Source organism: Stenotrophomonas sp. FR024, assembly GCF_047500745.2.
Taxonomy (GTDB): domain Bacteria; phylum Pseudomonadota; class Gammaproteobacteria; order Xanthomonadales; family Xanthomonadaceae; genus Stenotrophomonas; species Stenotrophomonas maltophilia_A.
Map to the genome: position 1 here is coordinate 1 of NZ_JAXAXM020000031.1, position 15773 is coordinate 15773.

Sequence of the window (15773 nt, forward strand, 5' to 3'; positions counted from 1 at the left end):
CCGCTTGCTCGTGTGCGCAGTCCTGCGCACACGGCAAGACCGGGGTTGGGCGTCCTGCCCAACCCGCCCGAGGCATGCCTCGGGCCCATGCGGCTGACACCCCGCACCCCGACACCGCCCCGCCTTTGACAGTTTCTCGTGATCTGGTAGATCCACGCCATGCGTGGATGGTTTTCGATCTCAATTGGAGATATTTGATTCCGAAAGAGATTCAGCCACGAATGACGTGGATCTACTGTGGCGACCGACTCGCGTCTGGGGCAGAGCCCCCTGAGTCAGGGGGCGGCCGCGAAGCGGCGGGGGTCTGGGAGCTGGTAAGTGGGGCCCGCGGTTCGCGTAGCGAAGCGTGGGAGCGGCAGCGCGCATGCGATGGCGCGTACCCAGGACGCAGCCCTGCCGATAACCCCATTCAGGCAGGTAAGTGCAGGTCACAGGATAAGCAGACGCCTTGTTGTGACCGTCGATCGGGTCCACATTCCTGTGCAGGAGACGGGCCGCCGCCCGTTGTCGAGACACCAGGAGACCTGCATGTCCGCTGCCCCCAGCACCGCCATTTCCCGCGATCCGGCCACCGGCCAGCAGATCGCCAGCCATCCCTTCGCCACCGACGCCGAACTGGAAACAATCCTGGATCGCGGCCAGGTTGGCTTCGCGGCCTGGAGCGCCAGGAGCCTCGAACAGCGTGCAGACGTACTGCGTGCGATGGCCGCGGTACTGCGCCGTGACCGTGAAAAGCTGGCTGCACTGGCCACCGCCGAGATGGGCAAGGTGCAGGCCGAATCGCTGGCCGAGATCGAGAAGTGCGCCGTGCTGTGCGACTGGTACGCCGACCACGGTGCGCAGTTCCTGCGCGACGAACCGGCCCAGGTGCCCGACGACAAGGCTTACGTGTCCTACCTGCCGCTGGGCGTGGTGCTGGGCATCATGCCGTGGAACTTCCCGTACTGGCAGGTGATGCGCGCGGCTGTACCGATCCTGATGGGCGGCAACGGCTTCCTGCTGAAGCCGGCCGAGAACATCGTCGGTACCGCGCAGCTGCTTGACGCCGCCTGGCGCGACGCAGGCCTGCCGGAAGGCACCTTCATCGCCGCCAACATCAGCCGCGACGGCACCAGCCGTGCGATCGCCGATGACCGCATCGCCGCCGTCACCCTGACCGGCAGCGTGGCCGCCGGCCGCAGCATCGCCGCCCAGGCCGGGCAGGCGCTGAAAAAGGTGGTGCTGGAACTGGGCGGCTCGGATCCGTTCATCGTGCTGGCAGATGCCGATCTGGACGCTGCGGTCGATGCCGCCGTGGCCTCGCGCTTCCAGAACACCGGGCAGGTCTGCATCGCCGGCAAGCGCATCATCGTTGAAGACGCGGTGTACGACCGCTTCGTGGCGCAGTTCTGCCAGAAGGTGCAGGCGCTGACCATCGGCGACGGCCGTGAAGCCGGCAACCGTATCGGCCCGATGGCACGCCAGGACCTGCTGGAACAGCTGGACGCGCAGGTACGGGCCTCGGTGGACGCGGGCGCGAAGCTGCTGGTCGGCGGCCATCAGCTGGATCGCCCGGGTGCGTTCTACGCGCCCACCGTGCTGGCCGACGTGGAGCCGGGCATGCAGGCTTTCGATACCGAAACCTTTGGTCCGGTTGCCTCGATCAGCCGTGCCCGCGATGCCGACCATGCGGTGGAACTGGCCAACCAGAGCGAGTTCGGCCTCAGCGGCAACCTGTGGAGCGGCGACCGCGCACGGGCCATGCAGCTGGCGCGCCGGCTGCAGACCGGCGGCGTGTTCGTCAACGGTTTCTCCGCCTCTGACCCGCGCGTGCCGATCGGTGGCGTGAAGAAGAGCGGCTTCGGCCGTGAGCTCTCGCACTTCGGCATCCGCGAATTCGTCAACGCGCAGACGGTGTGGTTCGACAAGCGTTGACGCGCAGCTTCCATCCTTCCTGCAACGATCCATCATCAGTCCAGCGAAAAGGACGGCATTCCAATGTCCAAGGGTTCAGATCTGCTCGTCGCCGCGCTTGAGAACGAAGGCGTCGAGCGTATTTTCGGTATTCCCGGCGAAGAGAATCTCGACGTGGTCGAGTCGCTGCGCCATTCCAGCATCGAGCTGGTCATCACCCGCCACGAACAGGCGGCCGTGTTCATGGCGGCCACCTATGGCCGCCTGACCGGCAAGCCGGGCGTGTGCCTGGCCACGCTTGGCCCGGGCGCGCTCAACTTCACCACCGGTGCCGCCTACGCGCTGCTTGGCGCGTGGCCGGTGATCATGATCACTGGCCAGAAGGGCATCGTCGCCAGCAAGCAGGCACGCTTCCAGATCGTCGACATCGTCAGCACGATGAAGCCACTGACCAAGCAGGCGCGGCAGATTGTCTCGGCGCGCACCATTCCGACCATCGTCCGCGAGGCATTCCGTACCGCGCTGGAAGAGCGCCCGGGCCCGGTGCTGCTGGAGCTGCCCGAAGACATCGCGGCCGATGAGGTCGGGGAGGTGGCGCTGATTCCGCCGCACGCGGTGGATCGTCCCATTGCCAGTCCGGAAGCACTGGACCGCGCGGCGGAGATCATCCGCAACGCCAAGCGCCCGCTGCTGATGATCGCCTCGGCGGCGTCGCGGCCGCAGTCCAGCGAAGCGTTGTCGGCATTCGTGCTGCGCGCGGGTATTCCATTCTTCACCACGCAGATGGGCAAGGGTGCGGTGGCCGGTGGCTCGGGCCTGTACATGGGCACCGCCGCGCTGACCGAGCGCGACTACGTGCACATGGCCATCGACCAGGCCGACGTGATCGTGACGATCGGCCACGAGGTCACCGAGAAGCCGCCGTTCGTGATGCGCCCGGGTGGGCCGACCGTGATCCATATCGGCTATTCGCAGGCAGCGGTGGAGCAGGTGTACTTCCCGCAGGTGGAAGTGATCGGTGACATCGGCCGTTCGCTGACCCAGCTGGCCGACCGTATCGAAGGCGCAGTGCCGAATGCCGACGCGCTGCTGCCGCTGCGCACTACCATTCTGGAACACTTGGCTGACCGTGCCGAGGAAGCTGGATTCACCCCGCAGCGGCTGGTGCACGACGTGCGCCAGGTGATGCCGCCGGACGGCATCGTGGCGCTGGACAACGGCATGTACAAGATCTGGTTTGCGCGCAATTACCGCACCCAGGTGGCCAATACGCTGCTGCTGGACAACGCGCTGGCGACGATGGGCGCGGGCCTGCCGTCGGCGATCATGGCCTCGATCCTGTACCCGCAGCGGCGGGTGCTGGCGGTGTGCGGCGATGGCGGTTTCATGATGAACAGCCAGGAGCTGGAGACCGCGCGGCGGCTGGGCCTGAACCTGGTGGTGCTGATTCTCAACGACGGCGCCTACGGGATGATCCGCTGGAAGCAGGCGGTGGATGGCTTCACCGACTACGGCATGACGTTCAGTAACCCGGATTTCGTGAAGTATGCGGAAGCCTATGGCTGCAAGGGGCATGAGGTGACGGCCATCGAGCAGTTCATCCCGACGCTGGAGGCGGCGTTCAACGAGGGTGGGGTGCACCTGGTATCGGTGCCGATCGACTACTCGGAGAACCAGCGGGTGCTGGTGGACGAGCTGCGGCAGGCGTTTCCCGGGAACGGTTGACGCCTACCGGGGCATCGGCTCCCCGGAATCCGGTAGGTGTCGACCTTGGTCGACACACGGACCGCCAACCAAGGTTGGCGGCTACCAGAGCGGCGGGCAGCGGACCTGGTAGGTGTCGACCTTGGTCGACACGATGGAGCGCCAACGAAGGTTGGCGGCTACCGGGGCATCGGTTCCCTGGAATCCGGTAGGTGTCGACCTTGGTCGACACGCGGACCGCCAAACAAGGTTGGCGGCAACCGGGCAGCGGGCCCGGCCCCGGCCCCGGCCCAGGGCTGGGGCGGGGCGGTTTTGGTATGCTGGGCAACCGGCTGTGCCGGGCGCAACATCCCCCCTCACTACACGATTCCCGCAGATCCATGAGCGAAGCTACCGATACCCCCCCCGTTGACGAAAACAAGTTGATCGCCGAGCGCCGCGAGAAACTCAAAACGCTGCGTGGGCAGGGCATCGCGTACCCGAACGATTTCCGTCGCGAGGACTTCGCCGGCCGCCTGCAGGAAGAATTCGCCGACGCCGAGCAGTGGACCGCTGAGGCCCTGGAAGGCAACGGCCGCCAGGTGAAGATGGCCGGCCGCCTGATGGCCAAGCGCATCATGGGCAAGGCCAGCTTCGCGCAGATCCAGGACGAGTCCGGCCGCATCCAGCTGTTCCTGCAGGGCACGGTGCTGGGCGATGCCTACACCGCCTTCAAGGGCTGGGACGTGGGCGACATCATCGCCGTTGAAGGCGGCTTGACCCGTACCAAGACCGGCGAGCTGTCGGTCAAGGCCGAATCGATCCGCCTGCTGACCAAGTCGCTGCGCCCGCTGCCGGACAAGTGGCATGGCCTGGCCGACGTCGAGCAGCGCTACCGCCAGCGCTATGTCGACCTGATCGTGACCCCGGAGTCGCGCGCGGTGTTCATCAAGCGCTCGAAGATCATCCGCGCCATGCGCGCGTGGCTGGACAACCGCGACTTCCTCGAAGTCGAAACGCCGATGATGCATTACATCCCCGGCGGCGCGGCGGCCAAGCCGTTCACCACCCACCACAATGCGCTGGACCTGGACCTGTACCTGCGCGTGGCGCCGGAGCTGTACCTCAAGCGCCTGACCGTGGGTGGCCTGGAGCGCGTGTACGAGATCAACCGCAACTTCCGCAACGAAGGCGTCAGCACCCGCCACAACCCGGAATTCACCATGATGGAGCTGTACGAGGCCTATGCCACGTACAACGAGATCATGGACCTGACCGAAGGCGTGATCCGTGACGTGGCCACGACCGTCAACGGTTCCACCGAAGTGGAGTGGGATGGCGCGAAGATCGACCTGGGCCCGGCGTTCCGCCGCTGGCGCATGGATGAGGCGGTCCGCCACCACAACCCGGAAATCTCTGCTGCCGACTGCACCGACCGCGATGCACTGCTGCGCCATTGCGAGCGCTTGAAGATCCGCGTCAAGCCGTCGTACGGCTGGGGCAAGCTGCTGCTGGAGATCTTCGAGGCCACGGTCGAGCACACCCTGATCCAGCCGACCTTCATCACCGACCATCCGGTGGAGGTCTCGCCGCTGGCCCGTGCCAACGACAACGATCCGGGCTACACCGACCGCTTCGAGCTGTTCGTCAACGGCAAGGAGCTGGCCAATGGCTTCTCCGAGCTGAACGACCCGGAAGACCAGGCCCAGCGTTTCCAGGCCCAGGTGGCGGCGAAGGAAGGCGGCGATGACGAGGCCATGCACTACGACGCCGACTACATCCGTGCGCTGGAGTACGGCATGGCACCGACCGGCGGCCTCGGCATCGGCGTCGATCGCCTGGTGATGCTGCTGACTGGCAGCAGCTCGATCCGTGACGTGCTGCTGTTCCCGTACATGCGTCCGGAGCAGTAAGTCGTCTTTTTGACTCCTGTTTGTGCGCGCCGTCGCGAAATGAGACGGCGCGATTGACGCCTCCCGCACTCGGCGTATCGTTAATGCACTACCTTGACGTCTGTTGTGGCTTGATCGGCGCCAGGGGGAGTGCGCACTGTGGAGAGTCCGCTTCACAATGTGATGACGATCATGAACCGGGACGCATGACACGGGAGTCAGGCCGATGCAGGGTGCGAGCGTTCGCAGCGGCAGGGTATCCTCGCCTGCTGATGATCCAGCATGGTCGAGAAACCAGGCAGAGTACGCGTTGAACATCGTCATTGTTGACGACCAGACGTCCGCCCGGACGATGCTGCGTCACGTCATCGAAGATATCGCGCCGGAACTGAGCGTGTATGACTTCGGTGATCCGTTGACCGCATTGGCCTGGTGCGAGGCGCATCCGGTCGACCTGCTGCTGCTCGATTACCGCATGCCGGAAATGGACGGGCTGGAGTTCGCCCGCCGTTTCCGTCGCCTGCCCAAGCATCGCGACATTCCCGTGATCCTGATCACCGTGGTCGGCGACGAGCCGATCCGTCAGGCGGCGCTGGAAGCGGGGGTCATCGACTTCCTGGTCAAGCCCATCCGTCCGCGCGAACTGCGCGCGCGCTGCTACAACCTGTTGCAGCTGCGCCAGCAGACCGAGAACGTGAAGCAACGCGCGTTGTCGCTGGAGCAGCGCTTGCTGGCCAGCATGCACGAAGTCGAGGAACGCGAGCGTGAGACACTGTCGCGGTTGGCGCGGGCGATCGAGTTCCGTGATGCCGGCACCAGTGCCTACCTTGAACGCATGGCGCGCGTGGCAGGGCTGATCGCCGAGCAGCTGGGCCTGCCCGAAGACGACGTGCGCCTGATCGAGATGGCCGCGCCGCTGCATGACATGGGCAAGATCGCCATTCCCGATGCAGTGCTGCTCAAGCAGGGCAAGCTCAACGACGAGGAGCTGGCGATCATGCGCCGGCACCCACGCATCGGCCATGAGCTGCTCAGTGGCAGCCAGAACCGCTTCATCCAGGTCGGCGCATTGATCGCGCTGCGCCACCACGAACGTTACGACGGCAGCGGCTATCCGGATGGGCTGGTCGGTGAGGCGATTCCGCTGGAAGCGCGCATCGTCGCCGTGGCCGACGTCTTCGACGCACTCATCTCACCCCGTCCGTACAAGGAAGCATGGACCATGGAAGCCACACTGGCCTATCTGTATGCCCAGCGTGGCCGCCTGTTCGATCCACGCTGCGTGGATGCGCTGATGCGCGGCCACCAGCAGTTGATGGATATCTGCGCCCAGCACTCGACGGCATCGACGCGACCGGGTGGGTGACATGCAGGACCTGTTCGCACGCGTGAAGCGTCGGCTGGCGCAGCGTCCGGATTCGGAACATGGCCAGGCGATCGTGCGGGTGGTGCTGATCTCGCTGATCCTGGTCTATGTGCTGTTGTCCGGTGCGCGCCTGCACCGTCTGGAGCAGTACCAGGGCGTGCTGGCGACGGTGCTGACCGGATTGGGACTTTCGCTGCTGCTGTTCGGTTGGCTGCTGTGGAAGCCGGAGCGCTCCGATCCGCGGCGGGTGGCCGGAATGCTGGCCGATTACGGCCTGATCGCGGTCGGCATGATCCAGATGGGTGAGCCGCTGGCGTGGGTGTATGCGGTGGTGATGTGGGTCACGGTGGGCAACGGCCTGCGCTTCGGGCCGCGTTACCTGGCCGCTGCCATCGTGCTGGCGATGGTCAGTTTCGGCACCACCGTGCTGTTGACCCCTTACTGGCAGGCCAACCTGGGGCTGGCCATTTCCCTGTGGTTGGGGTTGCTGGCAGTACCGTTGTGCTGCTCTTCCCTGCTGCGCCGAAGGATGCGACATCCGACCATGGATACGACTCCCGCCGCTGGCTCCGACAAGCGCTCGCTGCTGGCACGCTTCAAGCAACGCCTGTCCGGGCGCGAGGACAGCGAGCACGCGCAGAACCTGATCCGCATCATCATCACGGCGTTGTTCATCAGCTACCTCGGCTGGCGCTCGCTGAGCGGCGGCGGTGAGGCGCTGACCGCGACCTGGTTGATCCTGGCCTTCGAGCTGACCATCTCCGCCGGCCTGCTGACCGCGATCCTGGTCAATCCGGGTGTGTCGCATGTGCGCCGGGTGATCGGCATGCTGACCGACTACACCTGCATGGCCTGGATCATGACCATCCAGGGCGAGCCGGCCGCGCCGCTGTATGCGGTGATGCTGTGGGTGACCATCGGCAACGGCATGCGCTACGGCAGCACCTACCTGCGCGTGGCCACCGCCATGGGCTGCCTGGCTTTCCTGTGTACGGTGATGCTGTCGCCCTACTGGCGTGGGCACGACTATCTGGGCTGGGGCCTGCTGCTGGGCCTGGGCGCGATCCCGCTGTACTTCGATTCGCTGCTGCATGCGCTCACCCGTGCAGTGGCCGAGGCGCGCCAGGCCAACGAAGCCAAGAGCCGCTTCCTGGCCAACATGAGCCATGAGTTCCGCACGCCATTGAACGGGCTGGCCGGCATGACCGAAGTGCTGGCCACCACCCGCCTGGACGACGAACAGCGCGAGTGCCTGAACACCATCCAGGCCTCGACCCGCAGCCTGTTGGCGCTGGTGGAAGAGGTGCTGGACATCTCCGCGATCGAAGCCGGCAAGGTGCGCGTGGAGTGGCACGAGTTCGCGCTGGCCGACGTGCTGCAGGCGATCAACCTGATCCTGACGCCGCAGACCCGCTCCAAATCGCTGGACTATCGCGTGCAGGTGGATGACAACGTGCCGCCGCGCCTGCTGGGTGATGCCGGTCATCTGCAGCAGATCCTGCTCAATCTGATGGGTAACGCGGTCAAGTTCACCGACAGCGGCTACGTGCATCTGCGCGTGTCCAGCCCCGATGTGCTGGGTAGCGAGCGGATGCGCCTGCGATTCGAGATCGTCGACAGCGGCATCGGCGTGCCGGTGGCGCTGCGCGGCCGGCTGTTCAATGCCTTCGAGCAGGGCGATGTCGGCCTGGCCCGCCGCCATGAAGGCACCGGTCTGGGCACCGCCATTGCCAAGGGCCTGGTCGAGTCGATGGGCGGGCAGGTCGGTTATGCGCCGAACAGCCCGCGTGGCAGCGTGTTCTGGGTCGAGATCACGCTGGACGTCGCAGACACTTCATCAGCCCCGGCGGTTCCGTCCGAGGTGGCTGAAGCCGGCAATGTCATCGCGTTCTCCAATCCCTTCCTGCGCCATCGTGCGCGCGTGCGCAGCCTGCGGGTGCTGGTGGCCGACGACCACGAAGCCAACCGCATGGTGCTGCAGCGGTTGCTGGAGAAGGCCGGCCACAAGGTCACCTGCGTCAATGGCGGCGCCGAAGTGCTCGATGCGTTGGAGCAGGCCAGTTACGACGCAGCGATCGTTGATCTGCACATGCCCGGCATGAGCGGACTGGACCTGCTCAAGCAGTTGCGGGTGATGCAGGCCAGTGGCATGCCTTACGTTCCGGTCATGGTGCTGAGCGCAGACGTCACCCCGAGTCCATCCTGCGTTGCGAGCAGGCCGGTGCCCGCGCCTTCCTTGCCAAGCCCGTGGTGGCCACCCGTCTGCTGGAAGTGCTGGCCGATGTCGCCGCCAATACCCGCGCCGAGTCCGGCATCCAGTCGGTGCCGGCATTGCCGGTTGGCGATGGCGTGCTCGATACCGCGGTGCTGGACGAGCTGGCGTCGCTGGGCATGGGCGATGGCTTCGAACGCAAGTTCATCGACCAGTGCCTGGCGGACGTCGACGCGAGCATGGGCCAGCTGCAGGGCTGCGGCGAGCACCAGGCCTGGGAGGATTTCCGCGAGCACGCACACGCGCTGCGCGGTGTGGCGAGCAACCTGGGGCTTGTCCAGGTTGCCGCCTCCAGTGGCGAAATCATGCGCATGGCGGACTGGCAGCTGAAGGGGGAATGGAACGCCCGCCTCGGCAGCCTGGCAACCGCCCTGCGCAACGGCAGGAATGCGTTGGCTGCCCGTAGTGCGGGAGCATCGCACCGCGACGACAGCGAGCGCAGCCCGTCCTGACCCGCCAGACGGTCAGGCCGGGTCGCCATTGCGCCGGGCCTGCGCCCGTACCAGCCGATCCATGGTGCGCAGGGACTTCTCGCCGAGCTGCATGGCGGTGTCCACCCAGATCTCGGTGATCCGCATCATTTCATGCAGCGGCACCATGGTGGCGATCTCGTTGACCTCACGCATCGCCGCCCACGCGTGCGGAATGCGCCGGCTTTCCTTGATCACCTGTTCGACCGCGGCAACGCCTTCGCCCACCGGCACCACGATGTCGACCAGGCCCATCTCCTTCAGCTGGCTGGCGGTGTAGAGGTTGCCTTCCAGCATGATCTTCTCGGCCAGGCGCGGGCTGATCCGCTGGCACAGGAAGGAGTAGGCGCCCATGCCCGGGAACAGGTCGAACAGCACCTCGGGCAGGCCCATCAGCACGCCTTCCTCGGCGACGATGGTGTGGCAGCTCAGTGCGGCCTCGAAGCCGCCACCCAGTGCATTGCCCTGGACCAGGGCGATGCTGTGGGCACGGGTGCCCAGGCCGGCATGGAAGGCATGCACGCCGCGCACGCAGCGTTGGGCATAGTCGAGCAGGCGGGCGCGGTCGCCCTCGCGGATCAGGCGGCAGAACAGTTCGAGATCGCCACCCAGGTTGAACACGTCGCTGTCCGAGGCAAGAACGACATGGGGTGACAGAGCGTGCGAGGCGCTGAGGCGATCGCCCAGTTCGCGCTGGTAGTCGACGATGTCATCGACCAGGCGCGAGGCGAAGCACGGCCGGCCCGGCTGGTTGACCAGGTTGGCGTGCATGTGGATCCAGTAGACATCCCGCTCGGGTTCTTCGGTGATACGCAGGGTAGGGTGCTGCGAGGGACGGGTGATGATGGGGCGTACTGCGGACATGGGAGTTCTCCGTGTGACCGTCCGGCCAACCGCAGAGCGGACGGAGAGGAGTGAGGGGGCGGGCTGAACGTGCGGCGGCGACTGATTCTATGCACCCGTCGTGAACCGCCCGCAAGCGCTGTACCGGCCATGTTCCGGTAATAAAAAGACCCCGCCGTCTCCGGCGGGGTCCCTGTACTCTCCCGTTGCCCGGAAACCCTTACTGGGCGGGCGTATCACGCAGCTCGCGACGGAGGATCTTGCCGACGTTGGTCTTCGGCAGCTCCTTTCGGAATTCTACGATTCTGGGGTGCTTGTAACCGGTCAGGTTTGCCCGCGCATGTTCCTTGACCATTTCCGCGGTCAGGTTCGGGTCCTTCTTCACGATCACGACCTTGACCACTTCGCCGGACTTTTCGTCCGGGACACCGACGGCGGCGACTTCCAGCACGCCCGGCATCATCGCGATGACGTCTTCGACCTCATTCGGGTACACGTTGAAGCCGGACACCAGGATCATGTCCTTCTTGCGGTCGACGATGTAGAAGAAGCCCTGTTCGTCCATCTTCGCCATGTCGCCGGTGTGCAGCCAGCCGTCCGCATCGATGGCGGTGGCGGTTTCTTCCGGACGCTGCCAGTAGCCCTTCATCACCTGCGGGCCCTTGATGCACAGCTCGCCCACTTCGCCCAGCGCCAGGATGTTGCCGTTGTCGTCCTTGATGCAGGCATCGGTGGACGGGATCGGCAGGCCGATGGCACCGTTGTACTCGGGCAGGGTGAGCGGATTGATGCAGGCCGCGGGCGAGGTCTCGGTCAGGCCATAGGCTTCGACCAGGGTCACGCCGGTGACCTTCTTCCAGCGTTCGGCCACGGCACGTTGCACCGCCATGCCGCCGCCCAGGGTGAATTTGACCGAAGAGAAGTCGATCTCGTCGAAGCCCGGGGTGTTGAGCAGGCCGTTGAACAGCGTGTTGACGCCGGTGATGGCGGTGAAGCGGGTGCCCTTGAGCTCCTTGACGAAGCCCTTCATGTCGCGTGGGTTGGTGATCAGGTGGTTGCAGCCACCGAACTTCATGAAGACCAGCCCGTTCGCGGTCAACGCGAAGATGTGGTACAGCGGCAGGGCAGTGATGATCACTTCCTTGCCCGGCTCGATGCCGGAGGTGGACAGCCACGCTGACGCCTGCTGCATGTTGGCGATCAGGTTGCGGTTGGTCAGCATCGCACCCTTGGCCACGCCGGTGGTCCCGCCGGTGTACTGCAGGAAGGCAATGTCGTCGTGGTCGATCTCGACCGGCGGAAGCGTGTGCCGGCTGCCCAGCTTGAGCGCCTGCTTGAAGCGGACGGCGCCCTTGATGTGGTAGTTGGGCACCATCTTCTTGATGTACTTCAGCACGAAGTTGACGATCGCGCCCTTGGCGCCGAGCAGGTCGCCCAGGCCGGTGGTGACCACGTGCTTGACCGGTGTATCGGCGATGACCTGTTCGACGGTGTCGCCGAAGTTGTCGACCACCACCAGGGCACTGACGCCGGCATCAACCAGCTGGTGCTTGAGTTCGCGCGCGGTGTACAGCGGGTTGACGTTGACCACGGTCAGGCCGGCGCGCAGCACGCCGAAGGTGGCCACCGGGTACTGCAGGCAGTTGGGCATCATCAGGGCGACGCGGTCACCCTTCTTGAGCTTGAGCTCACCCAGCAGGTAGGCGGCGAACTGGGTGACCAGCGCGTCCGTCTCACCATAGGTGAGGACCTTGCCGAAGCTGGAGTAGGCGGGACGGTCGCGGAATTTCGCGACGGAAGCGTCGAAGACCGAGGCGACCGAATGGAATTCGTTGACGTCGATTTCGGCGGGAACGCCTTTCGGATAGCTCTGCAGCCAGGGACGATCCAGACTCATATTCCCCCTCCAGGAATCGTGATGTTTTAGGTTACGGCCCTGAGCGTATCCACAATGGCCGTTCATTGCAGCATACCCCGCCGTAGGGAAAACGCGAAGAGGCCCCGAAGGGCCTCTTTGCTTGGTAATGCCGGCCAGCGGCCGGCAGTACCGTGGCCACAAGCGGGGCGCTTGCGTCAGCTCTGCTTGCGTACCGGTGCGCCGTTGGCCTTGTAGTACGGCGCGGTGCTGCGGGCCAGCGGGGTGCGGCCACGGATCACGTCGGCCAGCTTCTCGGCCATCATGATGGTCGGTGCGTTGAGGTTGCCGGTCACCACCTGCGGCATGATCGAGGCATCGACGATGCGCAGGCCTTCCAGCCCGTGCACGCGGCCCTGGCCGTCGACCACCGCCATCGGGTCATCGGCATGGCCCATCTTGTTCGAGCACGACGGGTGGTAGGCGGTCTCGGCATGCTCGCGGACGAACGCATCGATCTGCGCATCGGTCTGCAGTGCGCTGCCCGGCGAGATCTCGCGGCCGCTGTACGGCGCCAGTGCCGGCTGCGCGAAGATCTCGCGGGTGATCCGGATCGCCGCGCGGAACTCGCGCCAGTCCTGGTCGTGCGACATGTAGTTGAACAGGATGCTCGGATGTTCGCGCGGATCCTTCGAACGCACGTGGATGCGGCCGCGGCTGGGCGAGCGCATCGAACCGACGTGCATCTGGAAGCTGTGCGCCTTGATCGGGTTGGAGCCGTTGTAATTGATCGCCACCGGCAGGAAGTGATACTGCAGGTTCGGCCAGTCGAACTCGGCGTCGCTGCGGATGAAGCCACCGGCCTCGAACTGGTTGCTGGCGCCGATGCCGGTGCCCAGGAACAGCCACTCGGCACCGATGGCCGGCTGGTTGTACAGCTTCAGTGCCGGGGCCAGCGAGACCGGCTTCTTGCACTCGTACTGCAGGTACATCTCCAGGTGATCCTGCAGGTTGGCGCCGACGCCCGGCAGGTGGTGCACCAGGTCGATGTCCAGGCTGCGCAGCAGGTCGGCAGGGCCGACGCCCGAGCGCTGCAGGATCTGCGGCGAGGCGATGGCGCCGCCACACAGCAGCACTTCGCGGCGGGCGGTGGCACGCTGCGGCTGGTCGTTGTGCAGCCACTGCACGCCCACCGCACGCTTGCCCGAGAACAGGATGCGGTCGGTCAGCGCGTGGGTGACGATGGTCAGGTTCGGGCGCGGCTTGGCCAGGTCCAGATAGCCGCGGGCGGTGCTGGAACGACGGCCCTTCGGGGTCACCGTGCGGTCCATCGGGCCGAAGCCTTCCTGCTGGTAGCCGTTGAGGTCGTCGGTGCGCGGGTAGCCGGCCTGCACGCCGGCCTCGACCATCGCAGCGAACAGTTCGTTGTTGCCGGCCTTGGGCGTGGTCACCCGCAGCGGGCCTTCGCCACCGTGGTAGTCGTTGGGGCCGATGTCACGGGTTTCGGCCTTGCGGAAGTACGGCAGGCAGTCCAGGTAGGTCCAGTCTTCCAGGCCCGGCATGCTGGCCCAGTTGTCGTAGTCCATCGCGTTGCCGCGGATGTAGCACATGCCGTTGATCAGCGACGAGCCACCCAGCCCCTTGCCACGGCCGCAGTCCATGCGGCGGTTGTTCATGAAGGGCTCGGGATCGGTCTTGTACGCCCAGTTGTAGCGCTTGCCCTGCAGCGGGAAGGCCAGTGCCGCCGGCATCTGGGTACGGAAGTCGAGCCGGTAGTCCGGGCCACCGGCTTCCAGCAGCAGCACGCTGACATCGGCATCTTCGGTGAGGCGGGTGGCCAGCACGTTGCCGGCCGAACCGGCGCCGATGATGATGTAGTCGTACTCGTTATGGGTGCTCATGGGTGTCTCCTGCAGGCCGGGGCGCGCTGCATGCAAGCGTCCCGGCGGAATGTCGGATCGGCGCAGTGGCCGGACGAAGGTGCGCGCTCGGGGCGCGCCGATCAGAACACGCTGGCGTAGTCGCCCAGTTCCACCTGCACCGACTTGATGCGGGTGTAGTGGCCGAGGGTGGAGAGGCCGTTCTCACGGCCGACGCCGGATTCCTTGTAGCCGCCAACCGGCATTTCGGCCGGCGATTCGCCCCAGGTGTTGATCCAGCAGATGCCGGCTTCCAGGCGGTGGATGATGCGATGGGCGCGGCTGACGTCCTTGCTGACCACACCGGCGGCGAGGCCGAAGGTGGTGTCGTTGGCTCGACGCACCACTTCGTCTTCGTCGTCGTAGGCGAGGATGCTCATCACCGGCCCGAAGATCTCTTCCTTGACGATGGTCATGTCATCGCGGCAGTCGGAGAACACGGTCGGCAGCACGTAGGCGCCATTGGCCAGCGCGCCTTCGGTGGCACGGCCGCCGCCTGTCAGCAGGCGGGCGCCTTCGGCCTTGCCGCTTTCGATGTAGCGCAGCACGTTTTCCATGTGCGGGAAGCTGGTCAGCGGGCCGAAGTTGGTCTCGGCGGCCATCGGGTCGCCGATGCGGATGCGCTTGACGCGCTCGACCACGGCGGCTTCGAACGCGGCGAGCATGCTGCGCGGCACGAACACGCGGGTGCCGTTGGTGCAGACCTGGCCGGAGCTGAAGAAGTTGGCCATCACCGCGATATCAGCGGCGCGGTCGAGGTCGGCGTCATCGCAGATCACCAGCGGCGACTTGCCGCCCAGCTCCATGGTCACTTCCTTCAGCGACGAGGATGCGGCACTGGCCATGACCTTCTTGCCGGTGGCGACGCCGCCGGTGAAGGAGATCTTCTCGATCACCGGGTGCTCGGTCAGCCACTGGCCGATCTCGCGGCCCGGGCCCTGCACGACGTTGAACACGCCGGCCGGCACACCGGCTTCGGTGTAGATCTCGGCCAGCCGGATCGCGGTCAGCGGGGTCACTTCGGACGGCTTGAACACCATCGCGTTGCCGGCGGCCAGGGCCGGGGCCGACTTCCACATGGCGATCTGGATCGGGTAGTTCCAGGCGCCGATGCCGGCGACCACGCCCAGCGGCTCGCGGCGGGTGTAGAAGAAGCTCGATTCGCGCAGCGGCAGCTGGATGCCTTCGATGGCGGTGGCCAGGCCGGCGTAGTACTCGACCACGTCGGCGCCGGTGACGATGTCCACGGTGGTGGTTTCGGCCAGCGCCTTGCCGGTGTCCAGGGTTTCCAGGTGCGCCAGTTCGTCGTTGCGCTCGCGCAGGATTTCGACGGCGCGGCGCAGGATGCGCGAACGCTCCATGGCAGTCATCGCCGCCCACACCTTCTGGCCTTCGGCCGCGCTCTGCACGGCGCGTTCGACGTCGGCCTGGCTGGCGACCTGCACTTCAGCGATCACGTCACCGGTGGCCGGGTTCACGGTCTTGAAAGTCTTGCCGCTGGTGGCATCGACGCGCTGGCCGTGGATGTAGAGCTGTTGGACGGGCAGGGTGGTCATGGGGCGTACTCCTTGGAAGGGGGC

At 65.8% G+C, this 15773-nt stretch carries 8 protein-coding genes and 1 pseudogene; 5 read left to right on the forward strand and 4 right to left on the reverse strand.

What is annotated here, in order from left to right; all coding sequences use genetic code 11:
- Positions 1-528 precede the first annotated feature (528 nt).
- The 5 genes and pseudogenes from ACMZ91_RS20845 (at position 529) to ACMZ91_RS20865 (ending at position 9558) form a co-directional block, all read left to right on the forward strand.
- The gene (locus ACMZ91_RS20845; RefSeq protein ID WP_049461171.1) at positions 529-1914 is read left to right on the forward strand and encodes an NAD-dependent succinate-semialdehyde dehydrogenase; all 1386 of its coding nucleotides are present in this window, start codon (positions 529-531) and stop codon (positions 1912-1914) included.
- A gap of 63 nt (positions 1915-1977) precedes the next feature.
- Positions 1978-3618, forward strand: a complete 1641-nt coding sequence (locus ACMZ91_RS20850; protein ID WP_049461173.1) for an acetolactate synthase large subunit — start codon at positions 1978-1980, stop codon at positions 3616-3618.
- Positions 3619-3977: 359 nt separating this feature from the next.
- A complete protein-coding gene (gene lysS, locus ACMZ91_RS20855) occupies positions 3978-5489 on the forward strand; it encodes a lysine--tRNA ligase (protein ID WP_049461174.1) in 1512 nt (503 codons plus the stop codon).
- Positions 5490-5694: 205 nt separating this feature from the next.
- Positions 5695-6834, forward strand: coding sequence for a cyclic di-GMP phosphodiesterase response regulator RpfG (rpfG, locus tag ACMZ91_RS20860; RefSeq protein WP_006364528.1), 1140 nt, complete (start codon positions 5695-5697; stop codon positions 6832-6834).
- 1 nt (position 6835) lies between these two features.
- Positions 6836-9558 (forward strand): annotated as a pseudogene (locus ACMZ91_RS20865) (response regulator).
- Positions 9559-9570: 12 nt separating this feature from the next.
- On the opposite strand, the gene rpfF reads toward ACMZ91_RS20865, so the two are convergent.
- From rpfF to betB, 4 genes are all read right to left on the reverse strand, one after another.
- A complete protein-coding gene (gene rpfF / locus ACMZ91_RS20870; protein WP_012480080.1) occupies positions 9571-10440 on the reverse strand; it encodes a diffusible signal factor synthase RpfF in 870 nt (289 codons plus the stop codon).
- A gap of 199 nt (positions 10441-10639) precedes the next feature.
- Positions 10640-12316, reverse strand: coding sequence for a long-chain fatty acid--CoA ligase (locus ACMZ91_RS20875; protein ID WP_049461178.1), 1677 nt, complete (start codon positions 12314-12316; stop codon positions 10640-10642).
- Positions 12317-12492: 176 nt separating this feature from the next.
- The gene (gene betA, locus ACMZ91_RS20880; protein WP_180837609.1) at positions 12493-14175 is read right to left on the reverse strand and encodes a choline dehydrogenase; all 1683 of its coding nucleotides are present in this window, start codon (positions 14173-14175) and stop codon (positions 12493-12495) included.
- Positions 14176-14276: 101 nt separating this feature from the next.
- Positions 14277-15749, reverse strand: a complete 1473-nt coding sequence (betB, locus tag ACMZ91_RS20885) for a betaine-aldehyde dehydrogenase (protein WP_049463408.1) — start codon at positions 15747-15749, stop codon at positions 14277-14279.
- Between the last annotated feature and the right edge of the window lie 24 nt (positions 15750-15773).